This window comes from Paraburkholderia sp. RAU2J, assembly GCF_003634845.1.
GTDB classification, from domain to species: domain Bacteria; phylum Pseudomonadota; class Gammaproteobacteria; order Burkholderiales; family Burkholderiaceae; genus Paraburkholderia; species Paraburkholderia fynbosensis.
Genome location: NZ_RBXG01000002.1, coordinates 966041 through 989707, shown reverse-complemented (window position 1 = coordinate 989707; position 23667 = coordinate 966041). Strand labels below are relative to the sequence as shown.

Annotated in this window: 22 protein-coding genes and 1 pseudogene; 11 read left to right on the top strand and 12 right to left on the bottom strand. The window is 62.3% G+C overall.

Going from position 1 to position 23667, the window contains the following annotated elements:
* The first annotated feature begins 135 nt into the window (after nucleotides 1-135).
* A complete protein-coding gene (locus B0G69_RS21920; protein WP_121320958.1) occupies nucleotides 136-393 on the top strand; it encodes a DUF2866 domain-containing protein in 258 nt (85 codons plus the stop codon).
* 20 nt (nucleotides 394-413) lie between these two features.
* On the opposite strand, the gene B0G69_RS21915 is transcribed toward B0G69_RS21920, so the two are convergent.
* A complete protein-coding gene (locus B0G69_RS21915; protein ID WP_121323812.1) occupies nucleotides 414-1055 on the bottom strand; it encodes a 2-hydroxychromene-2-carboxylate isomerase in 642 nt (213 codons plus the stop codon).
* 325 nt (nucleotides 1056-1380) lie between these two features.
* Between B0G69_RS21915 and B0G69_RS21910 the strand changes: the two genes are divergently transcribed.
* On the top strand, nucleotides 1381-1749 hold the full coding sequence (locus B0G69_RS21910; RefSeq protein WP_121320956.1) for a hypothetical protein: 369 nt from the start codon (nucleotides 1381-1383) through the stop codon (nucleotides 1747-1749).
* A gap of 48 nt (nucleotides 1750-1797) precedes the next feature.
* Here the strand turns inward: B0G69_RS21910 and B0G69_RS21905 are convergent, their stop codons facing one another.
* A complete protein-coding gene (locus B0G69_RS21905) occupies nucleotides 1798-2424 on the bottom strand; it encodes a LysE family translocator (protein ID WP_121320954.1) in 627 nt (208 codons plus the stop codon).
* 156 nt (nucleotides 2425-2580) lie between these two features.
* Here B0G69_RS21905 and B0G69_RS21900 point away from each other — a divergent pair, with 156 nt between their 5' ends.
* The 4 genes from B0G69_RS21900 to B0G69_RS21885 all read left to right on the top strand — a co-directional run bounded on the left by B0G69_RS21900 (nucleotide 2581) and on the right by B0G69_RS21885 (nucleotide 6101).
* Entirely contained in the window at nucleotides 2581-3222 is a 642-nt protein-coding gene (locus B0G69_RS21900) for a YigZ family protein (RefSeq protein ID WP_121320952.1), read from the top strand.
* A 355-nt stretch (nucleotides 3223-3577) separates the two neighbouring features.
* On the top strand, nucleotides 3578-4120 hold the full coding sequence (locus B0G69_RS21895) for a hypothetical protein (protein WP_121323811.1): 543 nt from the start codon (nucleotides 3578-3580) through the stop codon (nucleotides 4118-4120).
* Between the two features lie 133 nt (nucleotides 4121-4253).
* Nucleotides 4254-4874, top strand: a complete 621-nt coding sequence (locus B0G69_RS21890) for a LysE family translocator (protein ID WP_121320950.1) — start codon at nucleotides 4254-4256, stop codon at nucleotides 4872-4874.
* 249 nt (nucleotides 4875-5123) lie between these two features.
* Nucleotides 5124-6101 carry a 2-dehydropantoate 2-reductase gene (locus B0G69_RS21885; RefSeq protein WP_121320948.1) on the top strand — a complete coding sequence of 326 codons (978 nt, stop codon included), beginning with the start codon at nucleotides 5124-5126 and terminating at the stop codon, nucleotides 6099-6101.
* 102 nt (nucleotides 6102-6203) lie between these two features.
* Here B0G69_RS21885 and B0G69_RS21880 read toward each other — a convergent pair whose 3' ends face one another.
* The 3 genes from B0G69_RS21880 to oxlT form a co-directional block, all read right to left on the bottom strand.
* Nucleotides 6204-7655 carry an aldehyde dehydrogenase family protein gene (locus tag B0G69_RS21880; protein ID WP_121320946.1) on the bottom strand — a complete coding sequence of 484 codons (1452 nt, stop codon included), beginning with the start codon at nucleotides 7653-7655 and terminating at the stop codon, nucleotides 6204-6206.
* Nucleotides 7656-7741: 86 nt separating this feature from the next.
* Nucleotides 7742-8725, bottom strand: coding sequence for a LysR family transcriptional regulator (locus B0G69_RS21875; RefSeq protein ID WP_121320944.1), 984 nt, complete (start codon nucleotides 8723-8725; stop codon nucleotides 7742-7744).
* 30 nt (nucleotides 8726-8755) lie between these two features.
* Nucleotides 8756-10099: an oxalate/formate MFS antiporter gene (gene oxlT / locus B0G69_RS21870; RefSeq protein ID WP_121320942.1), complete on the bottom strand. Its 1344-nt coding sequence runs from the start codon at nucleotides 10097-10099 to the stop codon at nucleotides 8756-8758.
* Between the two features lie 398 nt (nucleotides 10100-10497).
* On the opposite strand from oxlT, the gene B0G69_RS21865 reads away from it, so the two are divergent.
* Together B0G69_RS21865 and B0G69_RS21860 are read left to right on the top strand one after the other, a co-directional pair.
* On the top strand, nucleotides 10498-11445 hold the full coding sequence (locus B0G69_RS21865) for a LysR family transcriptional regulator (protein WP_121320941.1): 948 nt from the start codon (nucleotides 10498-10500) through the stop codon (nucleotides 11443-11445).
* A gap of 96 nt (nucleotides 11446-11541) precedes the next feature.
* Nucleotides 11542-11850, top strand: coding sequence for a hypothetical protein (locus tag B0G69_RS21860; RefSeq protein ID WP_121320939.1), 309 nt, complete (start codon nucleotides 11542-11544; stop codon nucleotides 11848-11850).
* Nucleotides 11851-11930: 80 nt separating this feature from the next.
* Here the strand turns inward: B0G69_RS21860 and B0G69_RS21855 are convergent, their stop codons facing one another.
* From B0G69_RS21855 to B0G69_RS21830, 6 genes and pseudogenes are all read right to left on the bottom strand, one after another.
* Nucleotides 11931-12872, bottom strand: a complete 942-nt coding sequence (locus tag B0G69_RS21855; protein ID WP_121320937.1) for an NAD(P)(+) transhydrogenase (Re/Si-specific) subunit beta — start codon at nucleotides 12870-12872, stop codon at nucleotides 11931-11933.
* Nucleotides 12873-12927: 55 nt separating this feature from the next.
* Nucleotides 12928-13749: a fumarylacetoacetate hydrolase family protein gene (locus tag B0G69_RS21850; protein WP_121320935.1), complete on the bottom strand. Its 822-nt coding sequence runs from the start codon at nucleotides 13747-13749 to the stop codon at nucleotides 12928-12930.
* Nucleotides 13750-13809: 60 nt separating this feature from the next.
* The gene (gene frc, locus B0G69_RS21845) at nucleotides 13810-15057 is read right to left on the bottom strand and encodes a formyl-CoA transferase (protein WP_121320933.1); all 1248 of its coding nucleotides are present in this window, start codon (nucleotides 15055-15057) and stop codon (nucleotides 13810-13812) included.
* 26 nt (nucleotides 15058-15083) lie between these two features.
* Nucleotides 15084-15263, bottom strand: a pseudogene (locus tag B0G69_RS21840) (thiamine pyrophosphate-binding protein); the annotation flags it as partial.
* A 467-nt stretch (nucleotides 15264-15730) separates the two neighbouring features.
* Nucleotides 15731-16450, bottom strand: a complete 720-nt coding sequence (locus tag B0G69_RS21835) for a GntR family transcriptional regulator (RefSeq protein WP_121320931.1) — start codon at nucleotides 16448-16450, stop codon at nucleotides 15731-15733.
* Nucleotides 16428-16643, bottom strand: coding sequence for a hypothetical protein (locus B0G69_RS21830; RefSeq protein WP_121320929.1), 216 nt, complete (start codon nucleotides 16641-16643; stop codon nucleotides 16428-16430). The genes B0G69_RS21835 and B0G69_RS21830 overlap by 23 nt, the downstream gene beginning before the upstream one ends.
* 345 nt (nucleotides 16644-16988) lie before the next feature.
* Here B0G69_RS21830 and shiA point away from each other — a divergent pair, with 345 nt between their 5' ends.
* The 3 genes from shiA to B0G69_RS21815 all read left to right on the top strand — a co-directional run bounded on the left by shiA (nucleotide 16989) and on the right by B0G69_RS21815 (nucleotide 20209).
* Nucleotides 16989-18308, top strand: coding sequence for a shikimate transporter (gene shiA, locus B0G69_RS21825; RefSeq protein ID WP_121320927.1), 1320 nt, complete (start codon nucleotides 16989-16991; stop codon nucleotides 18306-18308).
* Between the two features lie 352 nt (nucleotides 18309-18660).
* Nucleotides 18661-20064 carry an OFA family MFS transporter gene (locus B0G69_RS21820; RefSeq protein ID WP_121320925.1) on the top strand — a complete coding sequence of 468 codons (1404 nt, stop codon included), beginning with the start codon at nucleotides 18661-18663 and terminating at the stop codon, nucleotides 20062-20064.
* Between the two features lie 10 nt (nucleotides 20065-20074).
* On the top strand, nucleotides 20075-20209 hold the full coding sequence (locus B0G69_RS21815) for an oxalate:formate antiporter (protein ID WP_121320923.1): 135 nt from the start codon (nucleotides 20075-20077) through the stop codon (nucleotides 20207-20209).
* Between the two features lie 141 nt (nucleotides 20210-20350).
* On the opposite strand, the gene B0G69_RS21810 is transcribed toward B0G69_RS21815, so the two are convergent.
* Complete coding sequence (locus B0G69_RS21810) at nucleotides 20351-23629, bottom strand: YadA-like family protein (RefSeq protein ID WP_121320921.1); 3279 nt, start codon at nucleotides 23627-23629, stop codon at nucleotides 20351-20353.
* Between the last annotated feature and the right edge of the window lie 38 nt (nucleotides 23630-23667).

Genomic DNA, 23667 nt, shown 5'->3' with positions numbered 1-23667 from the left:
TCGCTTAATTCTTCCCTGCAACCATGCGCACACCATCCCCTGTTAAGCCGCCAGAATATCGGCGGTCCTTTTTTTTAAGGGTGTCGACGACGCGCCAAAAGACGGGCTGCATGCCCGCGCAGAAGGAGTCAAACCATGGTTGAAAAGACAGTATTCGAGCATTTGCGCGCCATGCCGGGCATTGAATGGGTCAGCCAGATCCACACCTGCAAAGTCTCCGACCCGTTGCAGCCGCCTTGGGGACGTTCGTACCGCCTCGTCGAATGGACCATGAAGCACACGCCCGAATCGAGCCGCCGGGTCGTGCCCGCCGAAAGTACACCGCTCGAAATCGCTCAGGCCGTCGTCTCACACGTTCCCGGCCGTCGCTTCTGCCAGCAAGGCAACGAATAGGCGCTGTCGCGCTCCCTCCCTCATTGCGCTGTACCCGTCGAATCGCAGTACTCCAGCGCGTCGTCCAGCCTGTCGTTGCCCCAGAACATTTCATCGCCGACGAAAAACGTCGGGGCGCCGAATATCCCCTTGGCCGCGGCCGTTTCGGTCTGTTCGCGCAGGCGCAGTTTGTTGGCATCGCTTTGCGAGTCGGCGATGATCTGCTGAGCTGGCAAGCCGAGTTCGTCGAGTGCTTCGCTCACTACCTCTGCTGAGCCGATGTCGCGGTCGTCGGCGAAATTCAGTTGCATGATCTTGCGGCAGTAGGCAGCCATCCATTGCCGATCCGCGCCCAGTAGCGCCACGCGCATCGCCAGCAGCGCCGCGCGCGGGAACGTGCCTGGCCGCATGAACGGGATACCGTATTTACGGCATTGCCGCTCCATGTCGTTCCAGACGTATGCACCCTTCTCCTTCTGCAGCACGAATGGCGAGTTGGTGAAGCCCAAGTCGCGAAACACGGGCCCCAGCAAGAACGGCCGCCAACGAATCCGCACACCATGCGCGGCTGCCAGCGCCTCGATGCGCATGACGCTCAGGTAACTGTAATTGCTGCCGAAGTCGAACCAGAACTCGATCTCCGGGGCGAAGGAAGTTGTCGAAGAAGACGCAGCGTCATTCATGTTGCCTCCGGTATCAAGCATGCCCACTCATTGCCGCCGACGGACTACGCCCTTGCAATGCTTAACAGTCGCGAGTGACGGTTCTGCCTATGACGAACCTCCCCGCACATACCACACGTTGACGGTCCGTAATGAAATATCCGTACGACATGCTCACCGCCGCCTGTCTCTTCATCATCGCCGTGTCGTGGTCGATTTTGCTCGCGTTGGGCTGGCCTCACTAAAACCACTCGCAAGAGTTGGGGCGAAGCCGCCGCTGCACGCCGTGTGGCGTCGAAAAAGGCGAGTTATACTGTACATATATACAGTATTTTTTGTCTGAGCAATGCGTCTTCCACCTTTCGAACCTCCCACGCTCGCGGAGTTGCGCACCTGGTGGCGCACGCGCGACGAGCGGGCCGTCCAACGGCTGATCCTCGAGATTCAGCGGCAACGGCTCACGCTGCTGGAGTTGCGCGACCTGATCGATAGCGGCGTTCAGCAGGCGCGCGCCACGGATCGCACGTTGGTCGAACGCGGCGAACCGCTGATGACGCTACGCATCAGAGTCGCGCAGGAAGTGCTGCGGGTCGGCGACATCGACGATACGCGGCAAGTAAGCCGCGCCGAACGGGACAAGGTCGCCGTTCGCACGCAAAGCCAGATGGAATATGCGCGCGAAGGCCGTCTGCGAAGGCAGCGCCGCAACATCTAGCCCAAACGCCCTTCATACACGACGAAACTAAACAGACGCGCGGATCGTTCAGCGCGTCTGCGCAGCCACGCGCAGGCCGAGCGAAATGAACAGCACACCGATGATCTTGTTCTGCCAGCGTGCCAGCCACGTCAACCGCTTGACGAATTTGCCCAGCGGCCGAATGGTCAACACGATCAGCGTTGTATACAGCGCGCTCATGCCGACGAAGATCAGTCCCAGCGTGGTGAACTGGAGAAAGGTGGAACCGTGTTCGGGGCGCACGAACTGTGGCAGAAACGCGAGAAAAAACAGCGCGGTCTTGGGATTCAATACTTCGGCGGGAATTGCCTGAAAGAACGCTTTCGATCCCGATACCGGGGCGACCACCGGCAAATGCGCGCTCGCCTGCTTCTCGCGCAGCGCACGAATGCCCAGATAGACGAGATAGGCCGCGCCGACATATTTCACTGCATTGAACGCGAGGGCGGAAGTCATCAGCAATGCGGAGAGGCCGACCGCAGCGCCCAGCGTGTGAATGAAATCGCCGGCCGCGATACCGAGACCGGTGAGTATGCCTGCCTTGCGCCCGCCATGCACGGTGCGCGTCAACACCAGCAGCACCGCCGGGCCCGGAATGAGGAAGAGCCCGAGCACGACTGCAACGAAAGTCCCCAGCGTGGATAGGTCAAGCATATCGTCTCCTTGTCGACGCGCTGGACTCAACGAACTGGCACGCGTTCAGCAGGCAATTGTAGGCGAATGCGTGCATTCGATCTTTTGCGGCGCGCACGTGCTGCGTCGCGGCCAAGCCAAAGGTCCTCATGGGTAATACGCCGGCGATCCGTTACCATGGCGAGCACCGAGCTGCGTGCGGCTCGCACCTGTTCATCCACTGAAGTCTTTGCCTTGCCCACCTATACCTTACCTGCAGCGCTGAGCGCGGAACTCGAGATTCGCAAGAGCCGATTCATTGCCTATGCAATACCGGTTGCCGACCGCGATGCCGCAATGGCCGAGCTAGGGCGGCTGCGCCACGAACATCCTGCCGCGACGCATGTGTGCTGGGCGTTGCTGGCCGGCGGCCAGTCCGGCATGTCCGACGACGGCGAACCGTCCGGGACCGCGGGAAGGCCGATTCTCGAAGTACTGCGGCATCACGATCTGGACGGCGTACTGGCGGCCGTCGTGCGCTATTACGGCGGCGTGAAACTCGGCGCCGGCGGTCTTGTGCGCGCCTACACCGATGCAATCGCGTCCGCCCTGCTGGATGCGCCTCGAATCGAGAGGATTGCTCAGGTTTCGTTGATCGTCGAAGTGAGTTATGCCGATGAAGCCAAAGTTCGCCGATGGATCGAAGCCGAGGAATATACGCTTGTAGATAGCGCATATGGCATGCTGGTGAAGATGACGATCCGGTTACCCGTCAATAAGCTCGAAGAGGCTCAGCGAGTGCTGACGGATATGACCCAAGGAAAAGCGGGTTTCTTTTGATAGTCCAGCGGGCCTGCTCTCCTTCGAAAACGCAAACAGGAAAACAGGATTGCACGGTACGTAAACGGTAAAAAATATGGCAACGCTTTAATGACGCGGTGTCTATTGAAAAAACGGCTCTGTATGATGAACAAATTCGTGCCAATACGACAGGGAGCGTGAACCGTGTCACCCAGAAGCGCTCAGACGTCGGCTCACTGTTACCATGCTGTTCTCTACCGGGATGTCTCCATTAAAAAGGGCAACGCCTCTGACCTCGACCGCCGCTTTTTCCTGCACAGCGCCTGAATTGCCGCGACGGAGCCCGTCTCTGCCGCGCCTGGCCAGTGCCACGGGTTCAACATTGAGCACGACCCTGCTCAAGGGTTGCGGCATCATTGCGCTGCCGTTGATGCTATCGGCGTGCTCATGGTCGTGGTTCGGCCTGAATAGCAGTGCGCCGCGCGCGGCCGCGCATTCCACCGGATCGCTCAGCGTCGCCCCTGCCCGCGAGTTCGCCTACGTGCCCGCTCGCAGCGGACGCGTTTCGCCGAACCGCATCGAGAACACTGCAATGACCGGCATCGTGCTCAAGGACGACATTAACGAAACCGTGCGCAACGGCGTGGCGAACAGTTTGCAAGTCGCGGGGTTTCGTCTCAACGATCGCAAGCGGGTGCTGAGTGGCAGCATCGAGATGTTCACCGTCGACGATGCTCGCTCGCCGGCGTTCTGGACGCTGAAGATGCGCTACGTGGTCACCGACGCCGCTACCCGTCAAATCGTGTTCGCGACCGTCAAGACGGTCAAACAGAAGTCGCCGAAATTCACCAGTAGTACGGTCGCGATCGAAGATACCGTAAAGCTGAGCGTCGACTCGTTGATTAGCGATCCCGGATTTGTCAAAGCGGTGAATTAAACGCGTCGGTGCGGGGCGCGGGCGAGTTTCGCTACAATTTCATGAACCACGGGTCGCGCGCCGGCCCCGGCGGCCACGATGGCCATCCCGCCGCGCGATTCCCCGCAATCTCCCGTTCATCGCGCGAGCCATCATGTCCATCACCGCCTGGCTGTTCTTCTTGCCCGCCTGCTTCGCTATCAACCTCGCGCCCGGGCCCAACAATCTGTTGTCGATCAATGTAGCGGCGCGTCATGGATTCCTGAAGGCGTTCGTCGGCGGCACCGGCCGGCTGGTTGCATTCGCGATGATGCTGGTACTCGCCGCAACCGGTCTTGCAGTGGTGCTGCACGCGTCGGAGTGGTTCTTTCTTGCGATCAAACTGGCTGGCGCAGGGTATCTGATCTGGCTTGCCATTCAACTGTGGCGCAGCGATGCGCCCACCATCGATACGTCGCAACCGCAGGATGCGTCGCTCGGTCGAATTGCATGGCGTGAGTTTCTCGTCGCGGCCGGCAATCCGAAGGCGATTCTGGTCTTCATGGCGTTTCTGCCGCAGTTCGTCGATGTTGCAAGGCCGATCGTGCCGCAGTTCGCGGTGCTCGGCGCGAGTTTTCTGGTGCTCGAATGGGTAGCGATTGCGCTCTATTCGTGGGCCGGGATGTATCTCGGGAAATGGTTGGTGCGGGCACGGGTCAGGCGATGGTTTAATCGCTTTTGCGGCGGGTTTCTGGCGGCGATCGGGGTGAGTTTTTTGCTGGTGAGAAGAGCGTGAAGCGTGAATATGAACCATGCACGCCCGGCTCTGTCATGCTGCACGGTAGAACGTCGCCACCGCACGAAAGCCTGCGCCCGGCAAACTCGCCAATGTTGCACCGACCGCGTCGTCCTTCCATAACCGATACCTAATGCATCGGTCCAGAAACTTTAACTATCTGCATTCGTCGCACCCCCTTATCCTCGAACAGTGACCCGTTGGCTACGCTACGGGCGATCGACTTCTCATAGTCACTGGAGCGGCATCATGAAGATCTGCATCTTTGGAGCGGGGGCGATTGGCGGCCTGATGGGCGTGCAACTCGCACGCGCAGGCGCGGACGTGAGTTTCATCGCGCGCGGGGCGCATCTGGCGGCCATGCGCGAGCATGGCGCGCGTCTGATCATGGACGGCGAGACATTCAGCGCACCGGTTCGCTGTACGTCCGACCCACGCGAACTCGGCGTGCAAGACTTCGTGATCGTCACGCTAAAGGCGCATTCGTTGCCTGGCGTGGTCGACTCCATGCAGCCTCTGCTCGGCAAACACACGGCGATCGTCACCGGCGTCAATGGCATTCCGTATTGGTACTTCTATCAGCACGGCGGACGCTTCGCCGGCACGCGCCTCGCAAGCGTCGACCCGGACGGCGCTCAATGGACGAAGCTCGGCCCCGAACGGGCGATCGGTTGTGTGCTGTATCCCGCTGCGGAGATCGTCGAACCGGGCGTGATCAAACATGTGTACGGCAAGAAATTCCCGATCGGCGAGCCGAGCGGTGAGCGCACGCCGCGCATTCAGCAACTGCACGACATCATGCAGGCGGCGGGTTTCGAAGCACCGATTCGCGACAACATCCGCGACGAAATCTGGCTCAAGCTGTGGGGCAATCTGTGCTTCAATCCGATCAGCGCATTGACGCACGCCACGCTCGACGTGCTCACCAGCGACCCGGGCACACGCGCGGTATCCCGCACAATGATGCTCGAAGCCAAGCGGATTGCCGATCAGTTCGGCGTGCACTTTCGCGTCGATGTGGAAAAGCGGATCGACGGTGCGGGCGCGGTCGGCGCGCATAAGACGTCGACGCTGGTCGATCTGGAGAATCGCCGTCCGATGGAAATCGATCCATTGTTGACGGTCGTGCAGGAGATGGGACGTCTCGTCGCCGAACCCACGCCTACTATCGACGTGGTGCTGGCACTGATCAAACTGCGCGAGCGCATGGCATTGCAGGGCAACTAATCGAACGTCGCGGTCTTTTCAGCTCTTCCTGTTGCCGCCGCAATGAAAGAAGGATCGAACGCACCAGGCGTTCGATCCTTCTTTTTTTACTTCTCTGGAACGCTATTGATCGATCGCCAGCCACACCGCCTTCGGCTCGGTGAAGTTCTCGATCGCGACGTCGCCGTGTTCGCGGCCGAAGCCTGAATCGCCGGACCCGCCCCACGGCAGCCGCACGTCGGTATAGCCATAGGTATTGATCCACACGGTGCCCGCTTTCAGGTCCCGCGCCACCCGATGCACCCGGCCAATGTCTGCGCTCCATACACCGGCCGCGAGGCTATACGCCGTACCATTGGCGATCCTGAGCGCATCGGCCTCGTCGTTGAAACGAATCACGCTAGCTACCGGCCCGAAAATCTCCTCCTGCGAAATGCGCATTTCGTGCTCGACGTTGGCGAACACCGTCGGTTCGACGAAGAAACCGCGCTCGCCGATTCTCGCGCCGCCCGTCACGAGCGACGCACCTTCGGCCTGCCCCGCGTCGACGTAGCCCAACACGGTCTTCATCTGCGCGGCGGAGATGAGCGGACCCATCGACGTTTCGCGCGCCGACGGATCACCGACCTTGATCGACTTCGCACGCGCGCTGAGACGCTCGACCACTTCGTCGTACACGTCGCGATGCGCGAGAATGCGCGAGCCCGCCGAACACACCTGACCGGTATTGAAGAAAATCCCCGATGCTGCGGCGCGCACCGCATTGTCGAGATTTGCATCGGGGAAAATCAGATTCGCCGACTTGCCGCCGAGTTCGAGCGTGACGCGTTTGAAATTGCCGGCCGCGCCTTGCAGAATGCCGCGCCCGACCGACGGCGAGCCCGTGAAGGTCACCTTGTCGACACCCGGGTGCGCCACCAGCGCATCGCCGACCACCCGTCCTTTGCCGGTGACGATATTGAGCACACCCGGCGGCACGCCCGCTTCGAGCGCGAGCTCGCCGATGCGCAACGCGGTGAGCGGCGTGATCTCCGCGGGCTTGACGATCAGCGTGCAACCACACGCGAGCGCCGGCGCAATCTTCCACATGCCGATCATCAGCGGGAAATTCCACGGCACGATCGCGGCGACCACGCCGACCGGCTCGCGCAACGTGTACGTCAACGCATCGGGCCGCGTCGGCACCACCTGGCCGTTGATCTTGTCGCACCAGCCTGCGTAATATTCGAGCGTATCAATCGCAGCCGGGATGTCCTGGCGCATCACCGAGGCAATCGGCTTGCCGGCGTCGAGACTCTCGAGCGCGGCGATCTCGTCGAGGTTGGCGCGCATCAGGCCGGCGAGACGCATCAGAATGCGGCCACGCTCGGCCGCACGAATCGAATTCCACACTTTCAGCGCAGCGCGCGCGGCGTGCACCGCCGCATCCACATCGGCGGCGCTGCCCTGCGCCACCCGCGCAATGGGCTCTTCGGTGGCCGGATTGATGTCGACGGAATACTCGCCTGTACCCGGCGGTAAACGCTTGCCGTCGATTAGCAAATCATGGCGCCTGAGGTCGGTTTCAGTTTCCATCATGAAGCTCCTTGAATGGATAGTGTCGTGCGGCTGATCGCTGCCGGATCGTTGGGGAAGAAATGCCGGCGATCGCGACTGTGACGCTAGGGCTCGTGCAAAACGGCGCGGCGCGGCGCAGACACCGGCCCTGCGACCGCTTGCGAAGCGGATGATGATGCCGCGCCGCCGTGTGCGTCGATAGACTCCAGCGCGGCGAACCGCGTCCAAGCCGCCGCGGCATTAGGTCGTAAAGAGCGGTTCCGGCGATGCACCAGGAAGGTAGTCACGCTCACCTCGGGCACCAGGGGCCGGCTCACCAGCGATACCGTCGGCGCCGGCCAATGGGCGTCGACAGGCAACACGCCGACGCCGAGGCCCAGTTCGACCATGCGCGACACGGCCGCCACATGGCCGAGTTCCTGCAGCGGGCGCCCCTTCAATTCATGCGCGCTGAAGGCGCGTTCAAGCGCCGCGCGCACGCCCGTGTCCGCATTCAGCGTGATGAGCGAGCACTGCTGCAATGCGCGCCATGCAACGCTGTCATGCCGGGCCAATGGATGAGTGGGAGGAATCACCGCATGCAGCGGCGTCCTGAAGATCGCCTGCGCATGCAGCAATTCATTGTCGAACGGCTGGGCCAACGACACGAGGCCGAAGTCCACTTCGCCTTGCTCCACACTCGCGAGCACAGCACTTTGCGCCTGATCCCTGACGGATACGATCAACTCGGGGAACGCCGATGCGCAACGTGCAAGCGCCTGCGCGACGCAACTCGACGACAACACCGGATTGCTTGCCAGCACCACGACACCGGTGTGTCCGTCGTACGCGGCGCGCTCTTCGAGCAAGGTCAGATCGATCTCGTCGAGCAGCCGGCCAATCCGACGTTCGAGACTCGCGCCCGCATTGGTCAGTTCAACCTGGCGTGTGGTGCGATCGAACAGTTTCAATTCAACGGCATCTTCAAGCTCACGCACACAGCGGCTCACCGCCGATTGCGTCAGATCGAACTCGCGCGCCGCGCGCGTGAAACTCCGCTCACGCGCGACGGCAACGAACACCTTGAGCTGCTGCAACGAAACGTTCATGACGTCTGCGCCGGGTGCGGGCAGTTCATGCTATTCCCCGCTCTGTTCGGGCCAGTGGCTCAGACGCGAAGCATTGCCGTTGCCCGCGACCGCCAGCTCGCCTTGAGGCTCGTCGTGCGACTCGATCCAGCGCGAGCGCATCGGTGCAAGGATGAATTTCGCCGAGATGCCCGCCGCGATCGTAATGACCGCGGAAACGATAAAGACGAGATTCCAGCCGCCCGCTGCCGCCAGTATCGATGCGATCGGCACGAGCAAAGACGCCGTGCCCTTCGCGGTGTACAGGGTACCCGCATTCGCCGTCGCGTACTTGCTGCCGAAAGTATCGGCGCAGATTGCCGGAAAGATCGAGAAGATTTCACCCCAGAACAGGAAGATCAGTCCGGCGAAAACCATGAACGCATACGGATTGGTGCCGAAGCGCATCAAGCCGAGCAGCGCGAGGCCCTCGCCGATGAAGATCACGAACATCGTATTTTCGCGGCCGATCTTGTCGGAGATGAAACCGCACAACGGACGTGTCAAGCCATTGAGGATGTTGTCGATCGAAAGCGTGGCGGTGAGCAGCGGCAACGTCAGTCCGAGGAACGACATGGGAATGCGGGCGAGCCCCCAGTCTCTCGCAATCGGGCCGATTTGCGCCGTCGCCATCAGCCCGCCTGCGGCAACCGCCACGAACGACACATAGATCACCCAGAACACCGGCGTCTTGATCATCTGGCGCGACGTGAAGTCGGCCTTCGACACGGCGAACCTGCTCTTGCGCATCCCTTGCTGACGCAGCACCGGCCGGACCAACAGCATCGCGAGCAAGAAAATGCTGACGCCTTGCAAAATGCCGAAGAAGAAGAACGTGTGCTCGAAACCCGAGCGCGTAATCATGTTGGCAATCGGAATCACCGTAATCGCCGCGCCCGCGCCGAAGCCCGCTGCCGTCAGACCCGCTGCGAGACCACGTCGGTCGGGAAACCATTTCAGCGCATTGCCGACACACGTGCCGTACACGCCGCCCGCGCCGATGCCGCCAATCACCGCGGAAGCGTACAGAACGCCCAATGTCGTCGCATACGAATTCATGACCCACGACAAGCCCGCGCATAGGGCACCCACCGCGACCACCGGCCGTGGCCCGAATTTGTCGACCAGCAAACCTTCGAGCGGCACGAGCCACGTTTCGGTCAAAATGAAAATCGTGAAGGCAAGCTGAATGGACGCTTCGCCCCAATGATGCCTGGCGTTCATCGGCGCGACGAACAACGTCCATGCGTATTGCAGATTAGCCACCAGCGCCATGCATGCGATGCCGATCACGAGCTGCCACCAACGATTCCCTAAAAACCTGCGGGTCGTTGTTTCCTCGGTGATATTGTCCATGAGCCTTGTCTCCGCTATTTGTCTGGTGCAGCGGGCCGACGCCCCGAAGGACAGTGCCTTCGGAGGACGCGCCTCGCTGTATGCGTCCCACCTTATGGTTAGAACCCGAAAGGCCTTGCTTTTCGGGGAGATTTAATATTTGCCTCACTAATCTACTTCTTTAAAAACACCCGATTTGATTCGTCGCATTTTTCGAAACTTCTTTATTCCGATCAATTAACCGCCAACCGCAGGCATTGACCGGCTGCTTCGTCCGCCACGCCTGACATCCAAGCGTTAACCCGAACGCTGCGGCGACAATTTCGCTTTCTTATACAGAGTGATGCTAGGGTCATTGCTGAATTACTAATAATTAAAGTTTGTTATTATGTTGATTCACATTTGCTTATACATCGGCCATGACGATGCGCAATGCGACTCTACGGCAATTGAAGGTCTTCGAAACAGTGGCGCGCCACCTGAGCTTCTCGCGCGCCGCGGAGGAATTGCATCTGACGCAACCCGCCGTCTCCACCCAGGTCCGGCAGCTCGAAGAACATGCGGGACTGCCGTTGTTCGAACAGCTCGGTAAAAAGATCTATCTGACGCCGGCCGGCACCGAAATGCTTCACTACAGCCGCGCGATCATCCAGCAGTTTCACGAAGTCGACGAAGCGATGTCCCAGCTCAAAGGCGTCTCCGGCGGCAAGCTGAATGTCGCGGTGATTAGCGCGGGCGACTACTTCTTTCCGCGCGTGCTCGCCGAATTCACACGCCGCTATTCCGGCGTCGTTCTCAATCTGGCGGTGCACAATCGCCAAGAACTGCTGCATCAACTCGCGACCAACCAGACCGATCTCGCCGTCATGGTGCGCCCGCCGCACGAGACCGACGCGACCAACGAGCCGTTTGCACCGCACCCCTATGTCATCGTGGCGGCGCCCACCCATCCGCTCGCGAACAAACGCAACATCCGGATGAGTCAGCTCGCGAACGAAGCCTTCATCGTGCGCGAGCGCGGTTCGGACACGTGGAATTCGATGGAGGAAGGTTTTGCGGGACGCCTCTCCAATCTGAAGATTGCCATGGAGATCAAGAGCACCGAGACGATCAAGCAGGCAGTGATCGCCGGCATGGGCATCGCGTTCCTCTCCGCGCATACGATCAGCCTCGAATTGCAACTCGGTCATCTGGTCGTGCTCGATGTCGAAAGCTTTCCGGTCATGCTCAACTGGTACGTCGTGCACCGGAAGAACAAGCGCCTGCCGCCGGTGGCCGTCGCCTTCAAACGCTTCCTGATGGAGGAAGGCGCGAACCTGATCGAGAAGATCACGCGCGTCAAGGAATTGAGCGTGTATAAGCAGTAGGCTATGGACACCCAATAAAACTTTAACTATTTCAAATTGACCGGTACTTCTATGCTGCAAGCGAGCTCTCTCACTTGTCAGCCCAGGAGGCCGATCATGAACCACGCTCCGGTTGAGTCTCATACCAGCAGCACGCGCGCCGTCCGTCTTTCCACGGACGCTTCTGACGACGCCCATCTGAGCGCATACAACGCCGCGTTCAGCGACCTCGGTCTGCGATTCCGCTGGGATCATGCGACGCTCGATCTGCTGAGGGAATTCAACGGCGAAGCGGCGCGCATCACTGCGTACATCGAGCGCTATCACGGTCATCTTCACCGCGCCTACGATGCCGACTTTCTCGCGCAAATGATCCTGCACAAGAAGGACCGGTACTACAGCGAGTTCGCGGCCGCCAGCGCTTGAAGACGCAGGCGGGATCATGGTCCCGCCGTGCACCGCGTCTGCGATTCGATGAGTTCGCGCATTCATGCAGTGGCTCATCTTCAATGGCGTGCCGTGAAATGACTCGGACGATGGCGAATGCACTCGCGTTGACGTCTGTTCGCGCGCCCGCTGTGATGCCGGCTTGCGCGGCGCCGATACGCCGCCGTACGGATCGTGCCCGGCGCCATGTCACGCAGTGCCCACGCCTGTTCTTCTCCGCCATGCCACTCGATGCGCGCGAGCAGCCCTCCCTTGCCCGTGTCCACACCGTCGCAACGTGCGGCGAAAGCGTGCGCGTGCACCGCGCGCCCTGCGCCGTGGCCGGCGCAATACTCGCGGCTGATCTCGCGGCTGATCATCAGATGCGCGCCCATGGCGCACGCCAGCGCGCTCATTTCAAGCAGCGCAGCGAGTCCGAACGGCTGCGCCTGCTCGGTCGCGAACCCGTAACCGAGCCATCCGCAAAGGACCATCGCGATCAGATTGACGATGCGGTGGCCCGGACGCGCGATCGTACTCAACTGCAATGCGCCGCGTAATTTGCAGAACGCAATCGCGGAAGTCGCGAAGATCAGTGCGCCCATGAATACTGCTGCATAGAGTTCGATACGCTCGGCGCTTTCCCGCGCATCCGTCGATAAATAGCGCACGATGCCGCCCGACATGACAGCGAGTCCCATACCGCTGCCCAGGAGCGCGACGAGACGCGGCCGTCGCGTCAGATCGCAACCGCGTACGAGCCACGCTCCGAGCACGGCGCCCAGCAGCGCGGCGTCGACCACCGCGCCGCTCGCTCCCATTCCCGCAGCGAACAGTCCTGTGAACACGGCTGCCAACGCGGCCGCATGCCAATATGGCCGGCGCGTCGCCCGCATTTCGAGCTGTCGTTGCCCGACCGCGGCAAGCGCAACCGTCAACACAGAGATCAGCGCCGCACCAAGAGCGGCGGCCAGCGAGAAGCACACGCTCATCCATGCGGTACTGTCAGACGCCTGCAGCATGCGTACTCCTTCGAGTTGCGATGCAAAAACGCTGGACCGATGATTCAGCTCACCGTCAAACCACGCCCGCCGCAACGTCCGGCGGTACCGGTGCGACCCGCTCCGCATGCGCGGCGCTCAACGTATTGCTGAGCGTGCCGATTCCGTCGATCGTAATCGACACGGTCGCGCCATCCTTGATCGATCCGACGCCGACTGACGTACCGCACGCGATCACATCGCCGGGTTCGAGCGTGAGATCCTGCGAGATCAGACTCACCTGCTGCTCGGGCGAGAAAACCATATCGGCAAGCGGATAGTTCTGCCGTTCGACGTCGTCGAGTTTCGTCACGAGATGCGCCTGCTGCCACGCGAATCCGGAGACGATCGCCGGCCCGATACAACAGAACGTATCGAAGCCTTTCGCGCGGCACCATTGCGGAAAATGCGGATTCTCGTTCAGCAGATCCGCTGCGGTCACGTCATTGACGAGCGTGTAGCCGAAGATTGCGTCGGCGGCCTCCTCCACACTGGCGTCGCGGCAACGCCGGCCGATCACGATGCCCAGCTCGCCTTCGTAGGCGATCTTGCCGGCGTAACTTAGGGGCCGCCGGATCGGCTCACCCGCCCCGATCACCGAAGCCGCCGGTTTCAGCAGAAAAAGCGGATGCGTGGGCACGGGTTTGTCGAGCTTCGCCGCCAGCGCGTGAAAGTTGTTCCATAGCGCGATGACCTTGCCGGGCGCGCACGGCGCGAGCGGCGTCAGCGCGCGCGTTGACAATACCGCGCCGGTCGGCACCGGTTGCTCGAGACTTTCGTACTCGTGCAGATAACCACCTTCGACACGGCCGAACACGATGCCGCCGTCGTTCGACATGAACCGCATCCACGTATCCATACCTCGCTCCTTGAGCGTTCCGGGACAAGCCTGGGTTGACTGACTTCGACTCCCGCGCCTTCAGATCGCGCCGGCCGTGCGCAACGCGCTGATCTGCTCCGGCGAATAGCCGAGTTCGGCCATCACCTCGTCGGTATGTTCGCCCAGCAGTGGCGAACGTTTGACCTCGGTCGGACTGTCGGACAGCTTGATAGGATTGCCAACGGTCAGATACTTGCCGCGCGTCGGATGATCCACTTCGACAATCGTGCCGGTTTTGCGCAACGACGGCTCCTCGGCGATTTCCTTCATCGACAGGATCGGCCCGCACGGGATGTCGTATTCGTTGAGGATCTGCATGGCCTCGAATTTCGTCTTGGTCATGGTCCAGCGCTCGATCTCGGCAAAGATCTCTTTCAGGTGCGGCAGACGCGCCGCAGGCGTCGCATAGTCCGGATGGGTCGCCCACTCTTCCTTGCCGATCACGTTGCAGATCTTCGCCCACACCGGCGCTTGCGTGATGAAGTAGATGTACGCATTCGGGTCCGTTTCCCAGCCCTTGCACTTCAGAATCCAGCCCGGCTGACCGCCACCCGACGCATTGCCCGCACGCGGCACCGCTTCCCCGAACGACCCGTTCGGATATTGCGGATACTCTTTCATGACGCCGGTGCGATCGAGCCGCTGCTGATCGCGCAGCTTCACGCGGCACAGGTTGAGTACACCGTCCTGCATCGCGGCGAGCACGCGCTGACCGCGACCGGTTTGAGTGCGCTGATACAACGCCGTGACGATACCGAGCGCCAGATGCAAACCCGTACCGCTGTCGCCGATCTGCGCGCCGGTCACGACCGGCGGCCCGTCGTCGAAGCCGGTGGTCGACGCCGCACCGCCCGCACACTGCGCGACGTTCTCGTAGACCTTGCAGTCCTCATACGGTCCAGGACCGAAGCCCTTTACCGACGCGACGATCATGCGCGGATTCAGTTCCTGGATCCGCTCCCACGTGAAGCCCATGCGATCCAGCGCGCCCGGCGCGAAGTTCTCGACCAGCACGTCGCATTTCTGGATCAGCGCTTCGAGCACCAGTTTGCCTTCAGGGTTCTTCGTATCGATCGTGACCGAACGCTTGTTGTGATTGAGCATCGTGAAATACAGGCTGTCCACGTCGGGAATATCGCGCAACTGCTCGCGCGTGATGTCGCCTGCGCCGGCCCGCTCCACCTTGATCACATCCGCGCCGAACCATGCCAGCAATTGCGTGCAGGTCGGTCCCGATTGCACATGCGTGAAATCGAGAATGCGTACACCGTCGAGTGCTTTGCCCATGTCATGTCTCCAGAAGGCCTTGCGATTTACTTGTACATGGTCTGGTTCTTCGTGCCCGGCGCGTACTCGCGCGGGGCGACCCAGACATTGACGACCGCCGAACGGCCGGTACGATGATTCGCTTCGCGAGCGCGCTGCCACGCGCCGGCGATCTGCGCGGGATCGCGCACTTTCTCGCCTTGGCCGCCGCGCATGTCGGCGAACCGGTGTCCGCCCGCGATGACACCAGCACTGCGCGTCTTCTGCCTGAGCGTGTCGTCGGTCGTCGTGCTGCCCATCGTCGGGTTCAGCGATGAAACACCTGCAGACATGGTGGTCTCCTGTGTCTTTGCTCTAGCGCTTAGGCCGTCTGCGCCCTGTCACATACGGTATGTGATATATCACATTCGATCAAGGCCAATTTCGAGATGCGTGTGCGTCGGAACACTTGCTGTAGCGGCTTGCTGGTCAAGGCTTTGCAGCGAAAAGGCGGTAGCAGCGTCTGGCACCGCTCGGGAAAATACTGACTCGACACATTGCTGACTCGAAATGTTGATATATCACATACCATATTTCTTACGCCGTCAACCATGGGTTATCCCTGTGCCCCGAGCAGTGCACAAACAAAAAAGGCCTGCGGTGTTTGCACACCGCAGGCCTTGTCGTCGACAACGCCGGTCAACCGCTCACGCCATCAATCCAGAAAATCGCAATTCGCCTCGACGAACGCCGCGAGATCCAGCGAGTGCTGACGCACGAGCCGCTCGGCCAGCTCGGTATCGCGTTGTTCCAGCGCCTCGATGATCCGCAGATGATCGACGATCGAGCGCGACGCGCGGTCGCTCTGCGAAATCGTCATGCGACGGATCGCCCGCACGTGGATGAAGATGTTCTTGATTGTGTCCAGAATGATCTGCGACTTCGACAACTCGACGATCGCCTGGTGAAACGCGATGTTGGCGTCGGAATACTCGGCGATATGCTCGGCCGGCGTCGCGTCGCGGAAATTGTCGAACATATGACGCAAACGGGCGATTTCCTTGTCCGTGGCGTGCAGCGTGGCAAGTCGCGCCGCCATGCTTTCGAGCGCCGCCCACATCTGGATCATCTCGACGATTTCGCGCTTGCTCTTGCGCACGATATAAATACCGCGCCGCGGCACCATGCGCAGAAAGCCTTCCTGCTCGAGTAGTGTCATCGCTTCGCGCACCGGCGTGCGGCTCACGCCGAGCGATTCGCTCAGCACGCGTTCGTCGAGGCGGATTTCTTCGCGATTCTGGTATATATCCGCGTCGGCGATCGCCTGGCGCAGCATCGCGTACGCCTGATCACGCAAGCTCGCGCTCGCGCCAATCGGCTGCAACGACAAGGTCAGCGGTGTTGCCACTGTTTCAGTTCGAAGTTCTGACGACATTCATCGCCTCGGATTGAACATGCGCGCGATACGACGTCGCCTCGCGTGGTTGCTCGCCCAAGCCGATGAACCGGCCATGTTGCGATGCAAGCTGCGCGACCGATTGCGGAATCCAGTCGGTCAACAGAACGGTGGCGGAGGCGCCCAAACCCACAACAGCAAGGGCGAGCAGCAGAAGAGAGACAAATTCCATTTGTAACTCCAAACGATTGAGTGAACGAATGACTCAATCATATGCTGCATCGCCGCATTTTTCAATATTCGGTATGTAGTATATCAGGATATGTTGTTTTCACGTAACGCTCGTATTCCTCACGTTAGCACGCGCCAACCTGGCCGGTTTGCCGGCTGGCCGCTTCGATCCAGGCACGATCCTGCGCCAACGCTCGGTGTAAACGCGCAGTTTCACCCCCTGCGCGGATTGTGAGATCCGCTTCGCATCATTAACCTTCCGGACATTCTGAGCGGATCGGCGGCGGCCGTGCCGCCCCCGCCCGATCGCACCCAGCAACCCGAGCATTTCAAGGAGACAACGACAATGAGCACCACCCTCCCGACAGCCGCGATGGCCGACCACCAGCTAGCACGCACCCAGGCGCGCAAGGCGGCGCTCGGCAGTTTCGTCGGCGCCGTGGTCGACTGGTACGACTTTCTGCTGTACGGCATCGTCGCGGCGCTGGTGTTCAACGCCGAATTCTTCCCAAAAGTCAGCCCGGCGATGGGCACGCTCGCGACGTTCGCGACCTTCGGCGTCGGCTTCCTGTTCCGTCCGCTCGGCGGCTTCGTGTTCGGCCACTACGGCGACCGCCTCGGCCGCAAGCGCATGCTGGTCCTCCCGGTGATGATGATGGGTCTGTCGACCGCGGCAATCGGGCTGCTGCCGGCCTTTTCGGTGATCGGCTGGTGGGCGCCCGTGCTGCTCGTGAGCTTGCGCGCGATTCAGGGCTTCGCGGTCGGCGGCGAATGGGGCGGCGCGGCGTTGATGGCAGTCGAAAGCGCGCCGGAAAAGAAGAAGGCGTTCTACAGCAGCGGCGTGCGGGTCGGCTATGGCGTGGGCCTCGTGCTGTCGACCGGCCTCGTGGCGCTGATCAGCCGTTCGATGGACAACGCGTCGTTCCTGAGCTGGGGCTGGCGTTTGCCGTTTCTCTTCAGCGTGGTGCTCGTGCTGATCGCGCTGTGGATCCGCTCGAGCATGGAAGAGTCGAAGGAGTTCGTCGAAAAAGTGGGTGAGCGCGGCGAGCGCCGCGCTCGGCTGCCGATCGTCGAAGCGCTGCTGCGGCATCCGAAAGCGTTCCTGCTGATCATCGCGCTGCGTCTTGCCGAGCTGTTCACGATGTACATCGTGACGGCGTTCGCACTGAACTACTCGACGGCGAATCTGCACATGCCGCGCGAATTCTTCCTGACGATCGGCCTGTTGGTCGGCGCGGTGAGCTGCGTGACGATTCCGTGCTTTGCGTTGCTGGCGGACCGCTTCGGCCGCCGCCGCGTGTACATCATCGGCGCGCTGGTCGGCATGTTCAGCGCGGTGCCGTTCTTCCTCGCGCTCGACGCGCGCTCGACGGTGTGGATCGTAGTCTTCGCGGTGATGCTCGCGAACATTGCGCACGACATGGTGGTGAGCGTGCAGCAACCGATGTTCACCGAACTGTTCGGCACCGAGTACCGCTATAGCGGCGCGGGTGTCGGGTATCAGGTGGCGAGCGTGGTCGGCGGCGGCTTCACGCCGTTCATCGCGGTGGCGCTGGTCAGCTTCGCTGGCGGCTCGTGGCATCCGGTGGCCGCGTATCTGGCGACCGGCTGCCTGATCTCCGTGCTCGTGGCGGCCAGAATGAAGACGGGGCGCGGCGTCGCCTGACAGCCGGCAATCCGTAATCGCCCGGAAACAACGGGCCGGCATGGCGCAGCTGCCACCGCCGGCCCGTTTGCTTTTGCGCCCGCAGCCACCGTTTCGCGGCACCCTGCCGCGCATCAACAGGTTGCCGTCGCATTCACCAGGATAATGCCTTATGTCTTGGCACCTCATATTGCAAAGGCCAACGTCGCACCCTATCGTTCGGCAAAGCAAAATTCCTCATGAATTTGGCCGAGTCACATGAAAATAAATTGCATATATCGATGACGCGAGAGTCCGCAACCTTTACACTGCGCCGCCTCAAGCATTGTGCATGAAACGCCGATAACAAAGCTTTCCTCACCGGAGACCGACGATGAGCAGCATTACCGAGCCAGGCGGCCAGCCAGGCTCCGCCCCATTCTTTTCGAAACAGGCCACCATCGCGAAGCCGGGTTTTTCGCGCTGGATGGTTCCGCCCGCCGCCCTTGCCGTGCATCTGTGTATCGGCCAGGCGTATGCGTTCTCCGTGTTCAACGGCCCGCTGACCAAAGTCATCGGCATTACGCAATCGGCCGCCGATGACTGGTCGCTGACCGCGCTCGGCTGGATCTTTTCGCTGGCGATCGTGTTCCTCGGCTTGTCGGCGGCCTTCGCCGGCAAATGGCTCGAACACGTCGGCCCACGCCGCACGATGTTTACCGCCGCGTGCTGCTTCGGCGGCGGCTTCCTCGTCTCCGCACTCGGCGTGTACCTGCATCAGATCGCGCTGTTGTATCTCGGCTATGGCGTGATCGGCGGAATCGGGCTCGGGCTCGGTTATGTGTCGCCGGTATCGACGCTGATCCGCTGGTTCCCGGACCGCCGCGGCATGGCGACCGGCATGGCGATCATGGGCTTCGGCGGCGGCGCGATGATCGCCGCGCCGCTGTCGGTGGCGTTGATGAACCACTTCCGCAGCGCGACCAGCGTCGGCGTGGCCGAGACCTTCGTCGTGCTCGGCATCGCGTACTTCATCTCTATGTCGATCGGCGCACTCGCGATCCGCGTGCCGGCCCCCGACTGGAAACCGGCCGGCTGGACGCCGCCCGCGACGAATCAGAACAAGATGATTTCGCGCAACCACGTGCACATCGACCAGGCATTGAAGACGCCGCAGTTCTATCTGATCTGGCTGGTGCTGTTCCTCAACGTGACGGCGGGCATCGGCATTCTCGGTCAGGCCTCGGTGATGATCCAGGAAAGCTTCAAGAACACGGTGACGGCCGCTGCGGCAGCCGGCTTCGTCGGCCTTTTGTCGCTGTTCAACATGGGCGGCCGTTTCGTGTGGGCCTCGGCATCGGACTGGATCGGCCGCAAGAACACCTACTTCATCTTCTTCGTGCTCGGCGCGGTGCTGTACTACCTCGTGCCGGGTTTCGCGGCTTCCGGCCAGATCGCACTGTTCGTGCTCGCCTACTGCGTGATCCTGTCGATGTACGGCGGCGGTTTCGCGACGGTGCCCGCGTACCTCGCGGACATGTTCGGCACGGCCTTCGTCGGCGGCATTCACGGCCGCCTGCTGACGGCGTGGGCCGCCGCCGGCGTTGCCGGTCCGGTGCTGGTGAACTACATCCGCGCGTATGAAGTCGCGAATGGCGTCGCGAAAGCCGATGCCTACACAATGACCGTTCATATCATGGTCGTGCTGCTGGTGATCGGCTTTGTCTGCAACCTGCTGGTCAAGCGTGTGGACGACAAGCACCACATGACCGACGCACAACTCGCCAAGGGCGCTTAAGGAGATCCGCATGTCGACCGCTCACACTCAAACCGTACCTCAGACCAGCAAGGCGAAACTCGCCATCTTCTGGCTGTACGTGACGCTGCCGCTGGCATGGGGCGTGGTCAATACGATCTCGCAGGCGATGAAGCTGTTCAAGTAGCACCCTGGCGGCACCCCGGCCGCTCAGGCGACGGGGTGCCAGCGAAGCGCGTGAATGGGCGCATCGCGGCGCCCCGCCATGCGCCCATTCACGTCGCTGCATATCGACACGCGCCGCCGAGGCGCGCTGCAAGTCCTCCCCTTACCACTGGTACGATGCGCCGGCGCCGACTGTCGTTGTAGCCGAACTGACGCCCGCGCCGACTTTCACCTTCAGATTCGACGTGACGCGCGCGGACAAGGCCACCGCCACCGCCTGATATCCCTTATAGCCAGCCGTCGCGACACCCAGCGCGAGGTTCTTCGTTGCATCGACCTCCGGAACCATGGTCAGCGCGATAGCCGACGCGGTGCCTGAATACGCATTGCGCGCGACCTCGTTCATGCCGCCCTGGAACTGCTGCATGTTCACGGCGTCGGCAGGCGCCTGGCCCGCCGCGACGTTGGTGATGCGGCGCTCGTTGCCGGCCGAGCCCACCGACACCGTGCCCGTCTGATCGGCCACCGAGCCCTCGCCGATCGCCACCGAGTTTGGCGCCGATGCCTTCGCGCCGCCGCCGATCGCGACTGACCCATTGCCGATCGCCTGCGCCGCATTGCCGGAACTGTTGACGGATACGTACGTGTCGCCAGTGGTTTGAATATTGTTGATGACCTGATTGAGGCTGCCGAGTTGCTGGTTCGTGCTCCAGAGTTGCGCGCCGGTCACGGCGTCGCTGCTGGTGGCCGATAGTTCGCCATCCTTCAGATTGGTCAACTGCACCTTCGGCGCATTGGCGGCTGTGCCGCCGAGCGTGAGCTTGTCGTGGGCCGAGCTGTCGTACTGAACCGCATTCGCGACCGCACCGTTGAGGTTGACGAGGGTGCTCTGCAAACCGGCGATATCCGTGCTGTTCTGCGTCACGCGGCCATCGAGATTGGTCAGCGCGCTGCCGACATTGTTCACGACCGTACCGCCCACCTTATATGACGGCGCGGTCATCGTGCCGTCCGGATTGGCCGTCGCCCCGCCGCCGAGCGCCACCGCCGTGCTCGCCGCCTGCGAATACAGTTGCGCACCGTTGACCGCATCGGTGCTCGACGGACCGACCGCACCCGCCGCGACGCCGGTGACGACCCGGTTGCCCGCCGTGCCGGCCATGTTGATCAGCGAACCATCGGTCGCCGCGCCGACGTTGATCACGCGGGTCGCCGCATCTTGCGTGACCATGCCGATGCCGCCCGTCGCCATGTTCTGCTGCAACGTGGCGAGTCCGCTGTCGAGCGAGCCGAGCGCGTCGCCGACGTTGGCCTGTGTGCCGCCCTGCACGTGATACGTGGGGCCGCTCACCGATCCGTCCGCGTTGATCTGCGCGCCGCCGCCCAACGCGGCCACCATCGGTCTGAGCTGGCCGAGATTGACCGCCGACGAATCCGCCGTGCCCGCCGCAATGCCGGTCAGTTCGCGCGCGCCGGCCGTGCCGGTGAAATCGACGCGGGCGCCGTCCGTGTCTTTGGCCACGCTGAGGTCGCGCGACGCCTGATCCTGCTGGACGAGACCGATCTCGCCGTTCGTGATCTGGTTCGTGATGTTGCTCACATCCCCTTCGATCGTCGTGGTGCGCTGGTCGAGGTTCGTGATGCTGCCGGTGTTCTGCGCGACGGCTTCATTCGTGCTGAACAGCTGCGCGCCGTTGACGGCGTCCGCGCTATCGGCGGCGAGATTGGCTGCGCGCACGTTGGTGAGCTGGACCGGCACGGGCAGGTTGCCCAACGTGACCTTGTCATGCGCCGCCGAGTCGTACTGGAGCGCATCGGCGCCCGCGCCCACACTTGTCGCGACGGCTGCCGCGAGCGCCGCGCCGACGTCGCCATACGTGGTTCCACCGATGCTGTAGACCGGCTTCTGGATCGTGCCGTCCGGATTGACCGTTGCGCCGCCTCCGAGCGACTCGACGACCGGACCGAGCTGCCCGAGATTGACCGCGGAGCCCGCCGTCGTCCCCGCCGCGACGCCGAGCAGCTCGCGCGGGCCGCTCTTGCCCGTGAAGTCGACATGCACGCCGTCCGTGTCCTTCGCGACGCTCAGATCGCGCGAGACCGGATCCTGCCGGAGCAGGCCCAAGGTGCCGTCGGCGATATTGCTGACGTTGTTGGTGATGTTGGTAATGGCCGTCGAATTTTGCGTGACCGCCTGATCGACGCCATACAACTGCGCGCCGGTCACGGCATCGGAACTGTCGGCGCTGAGCGTGCCGTCCGCGATATGGGTGAGCTTGACGGCCGTGTCCCGATTGCCGAGCGTCGCGATGTCGTGCGCCGCCGTGTCGTAGCGCAAGGCGTCGGCGCTCGCGCTCACGCCGTCCGACGCGGCCGCGGCCAGTGCCGCGCCAACGTCGTGATAAGTCGCGCCGCCCAGCGTGTAGGACGGCGCGAGCACCGCACCGTTCGAGTCGATCGACGCGCCGCCGCCGAGCGCTGCAGCCACGCCGGCGAGCTGGCCGACGTTGACCGCGTCGGTGGCTTGGGTGCCGGCCGCGAGATAGCCGATCTGCCGGTTCAGCGTACTGTTGCCCACCGAGACCACGTTCGCCCGATCCGCCATCGAGCCGGCGCCCAACGCCACCGCACCCGCCGCGGTGGCCGTGGCGCCGGAGCCCATGGCCAGCCCGTTCGGCGCCGTCTGCTGGACGAACGAGTTATAGCCGATCGCCACCGCGCCGGCCGACGTCGCGCTCGCGAGCCCGCCGATCGACGCGCTGTTGAGCCCGCTCGAACGGGCGTTGTAGCCGAGCGCGATGGAGTTGTCCGACAGTGCGCCGACCGTCGCTCCCGCGCCGACGACCGTCGAATTCACCGACAGCGCGCCCGCTGAGGAGCCTACCGCGGTCGAGCCGTCGCTCCCGGCCGCCGAGCCCCCGCCGACGGCCAGCGCATTGATGCCGGTTGCCGCGGCCACGGGACCGATCGCCATCGCGTTCAGCGCGTTCGATGCGCTGGTGCTGCTCCCCTGAACGACATTGGGGCTCACGGAGATGTAATCGGTCACCGGCGTGGGGGTCGCCGCCGCCAGCATCATGATCGGCTGACTTGCTGCGCTCCCGCCCACGTCCGCCGGCGTGCCGGCGAACACGCTGGCGTTGCTGATCGCGGCAACGGTTTCCGGGGACATCGCCGCGTCATTGGCAGCCGGGCTGGCCGGGCTGGCCACTTGCGTCGTCGACGCCTGCGCGAGGTTGATGCAACTCTGCGTCTGCGGCGTGCAATCGTCGGCGCGGGCCGCCTGCGACAACGTCAGCGCGCCCAACAGACCGGCACAGGCAGCCGTCAGCGCCCGGCACACCGAGACGCCGGACGCGCCTCGCCGCCTGGCCACCTCGGAGGCGGCGACATAGGTGCGGGTGGTTCTGTTCCATACGATTTGATATGTCTTGTTCAACATGGCTCCCAATCTTTTTATCGAGACTCACTCGCCAAGAT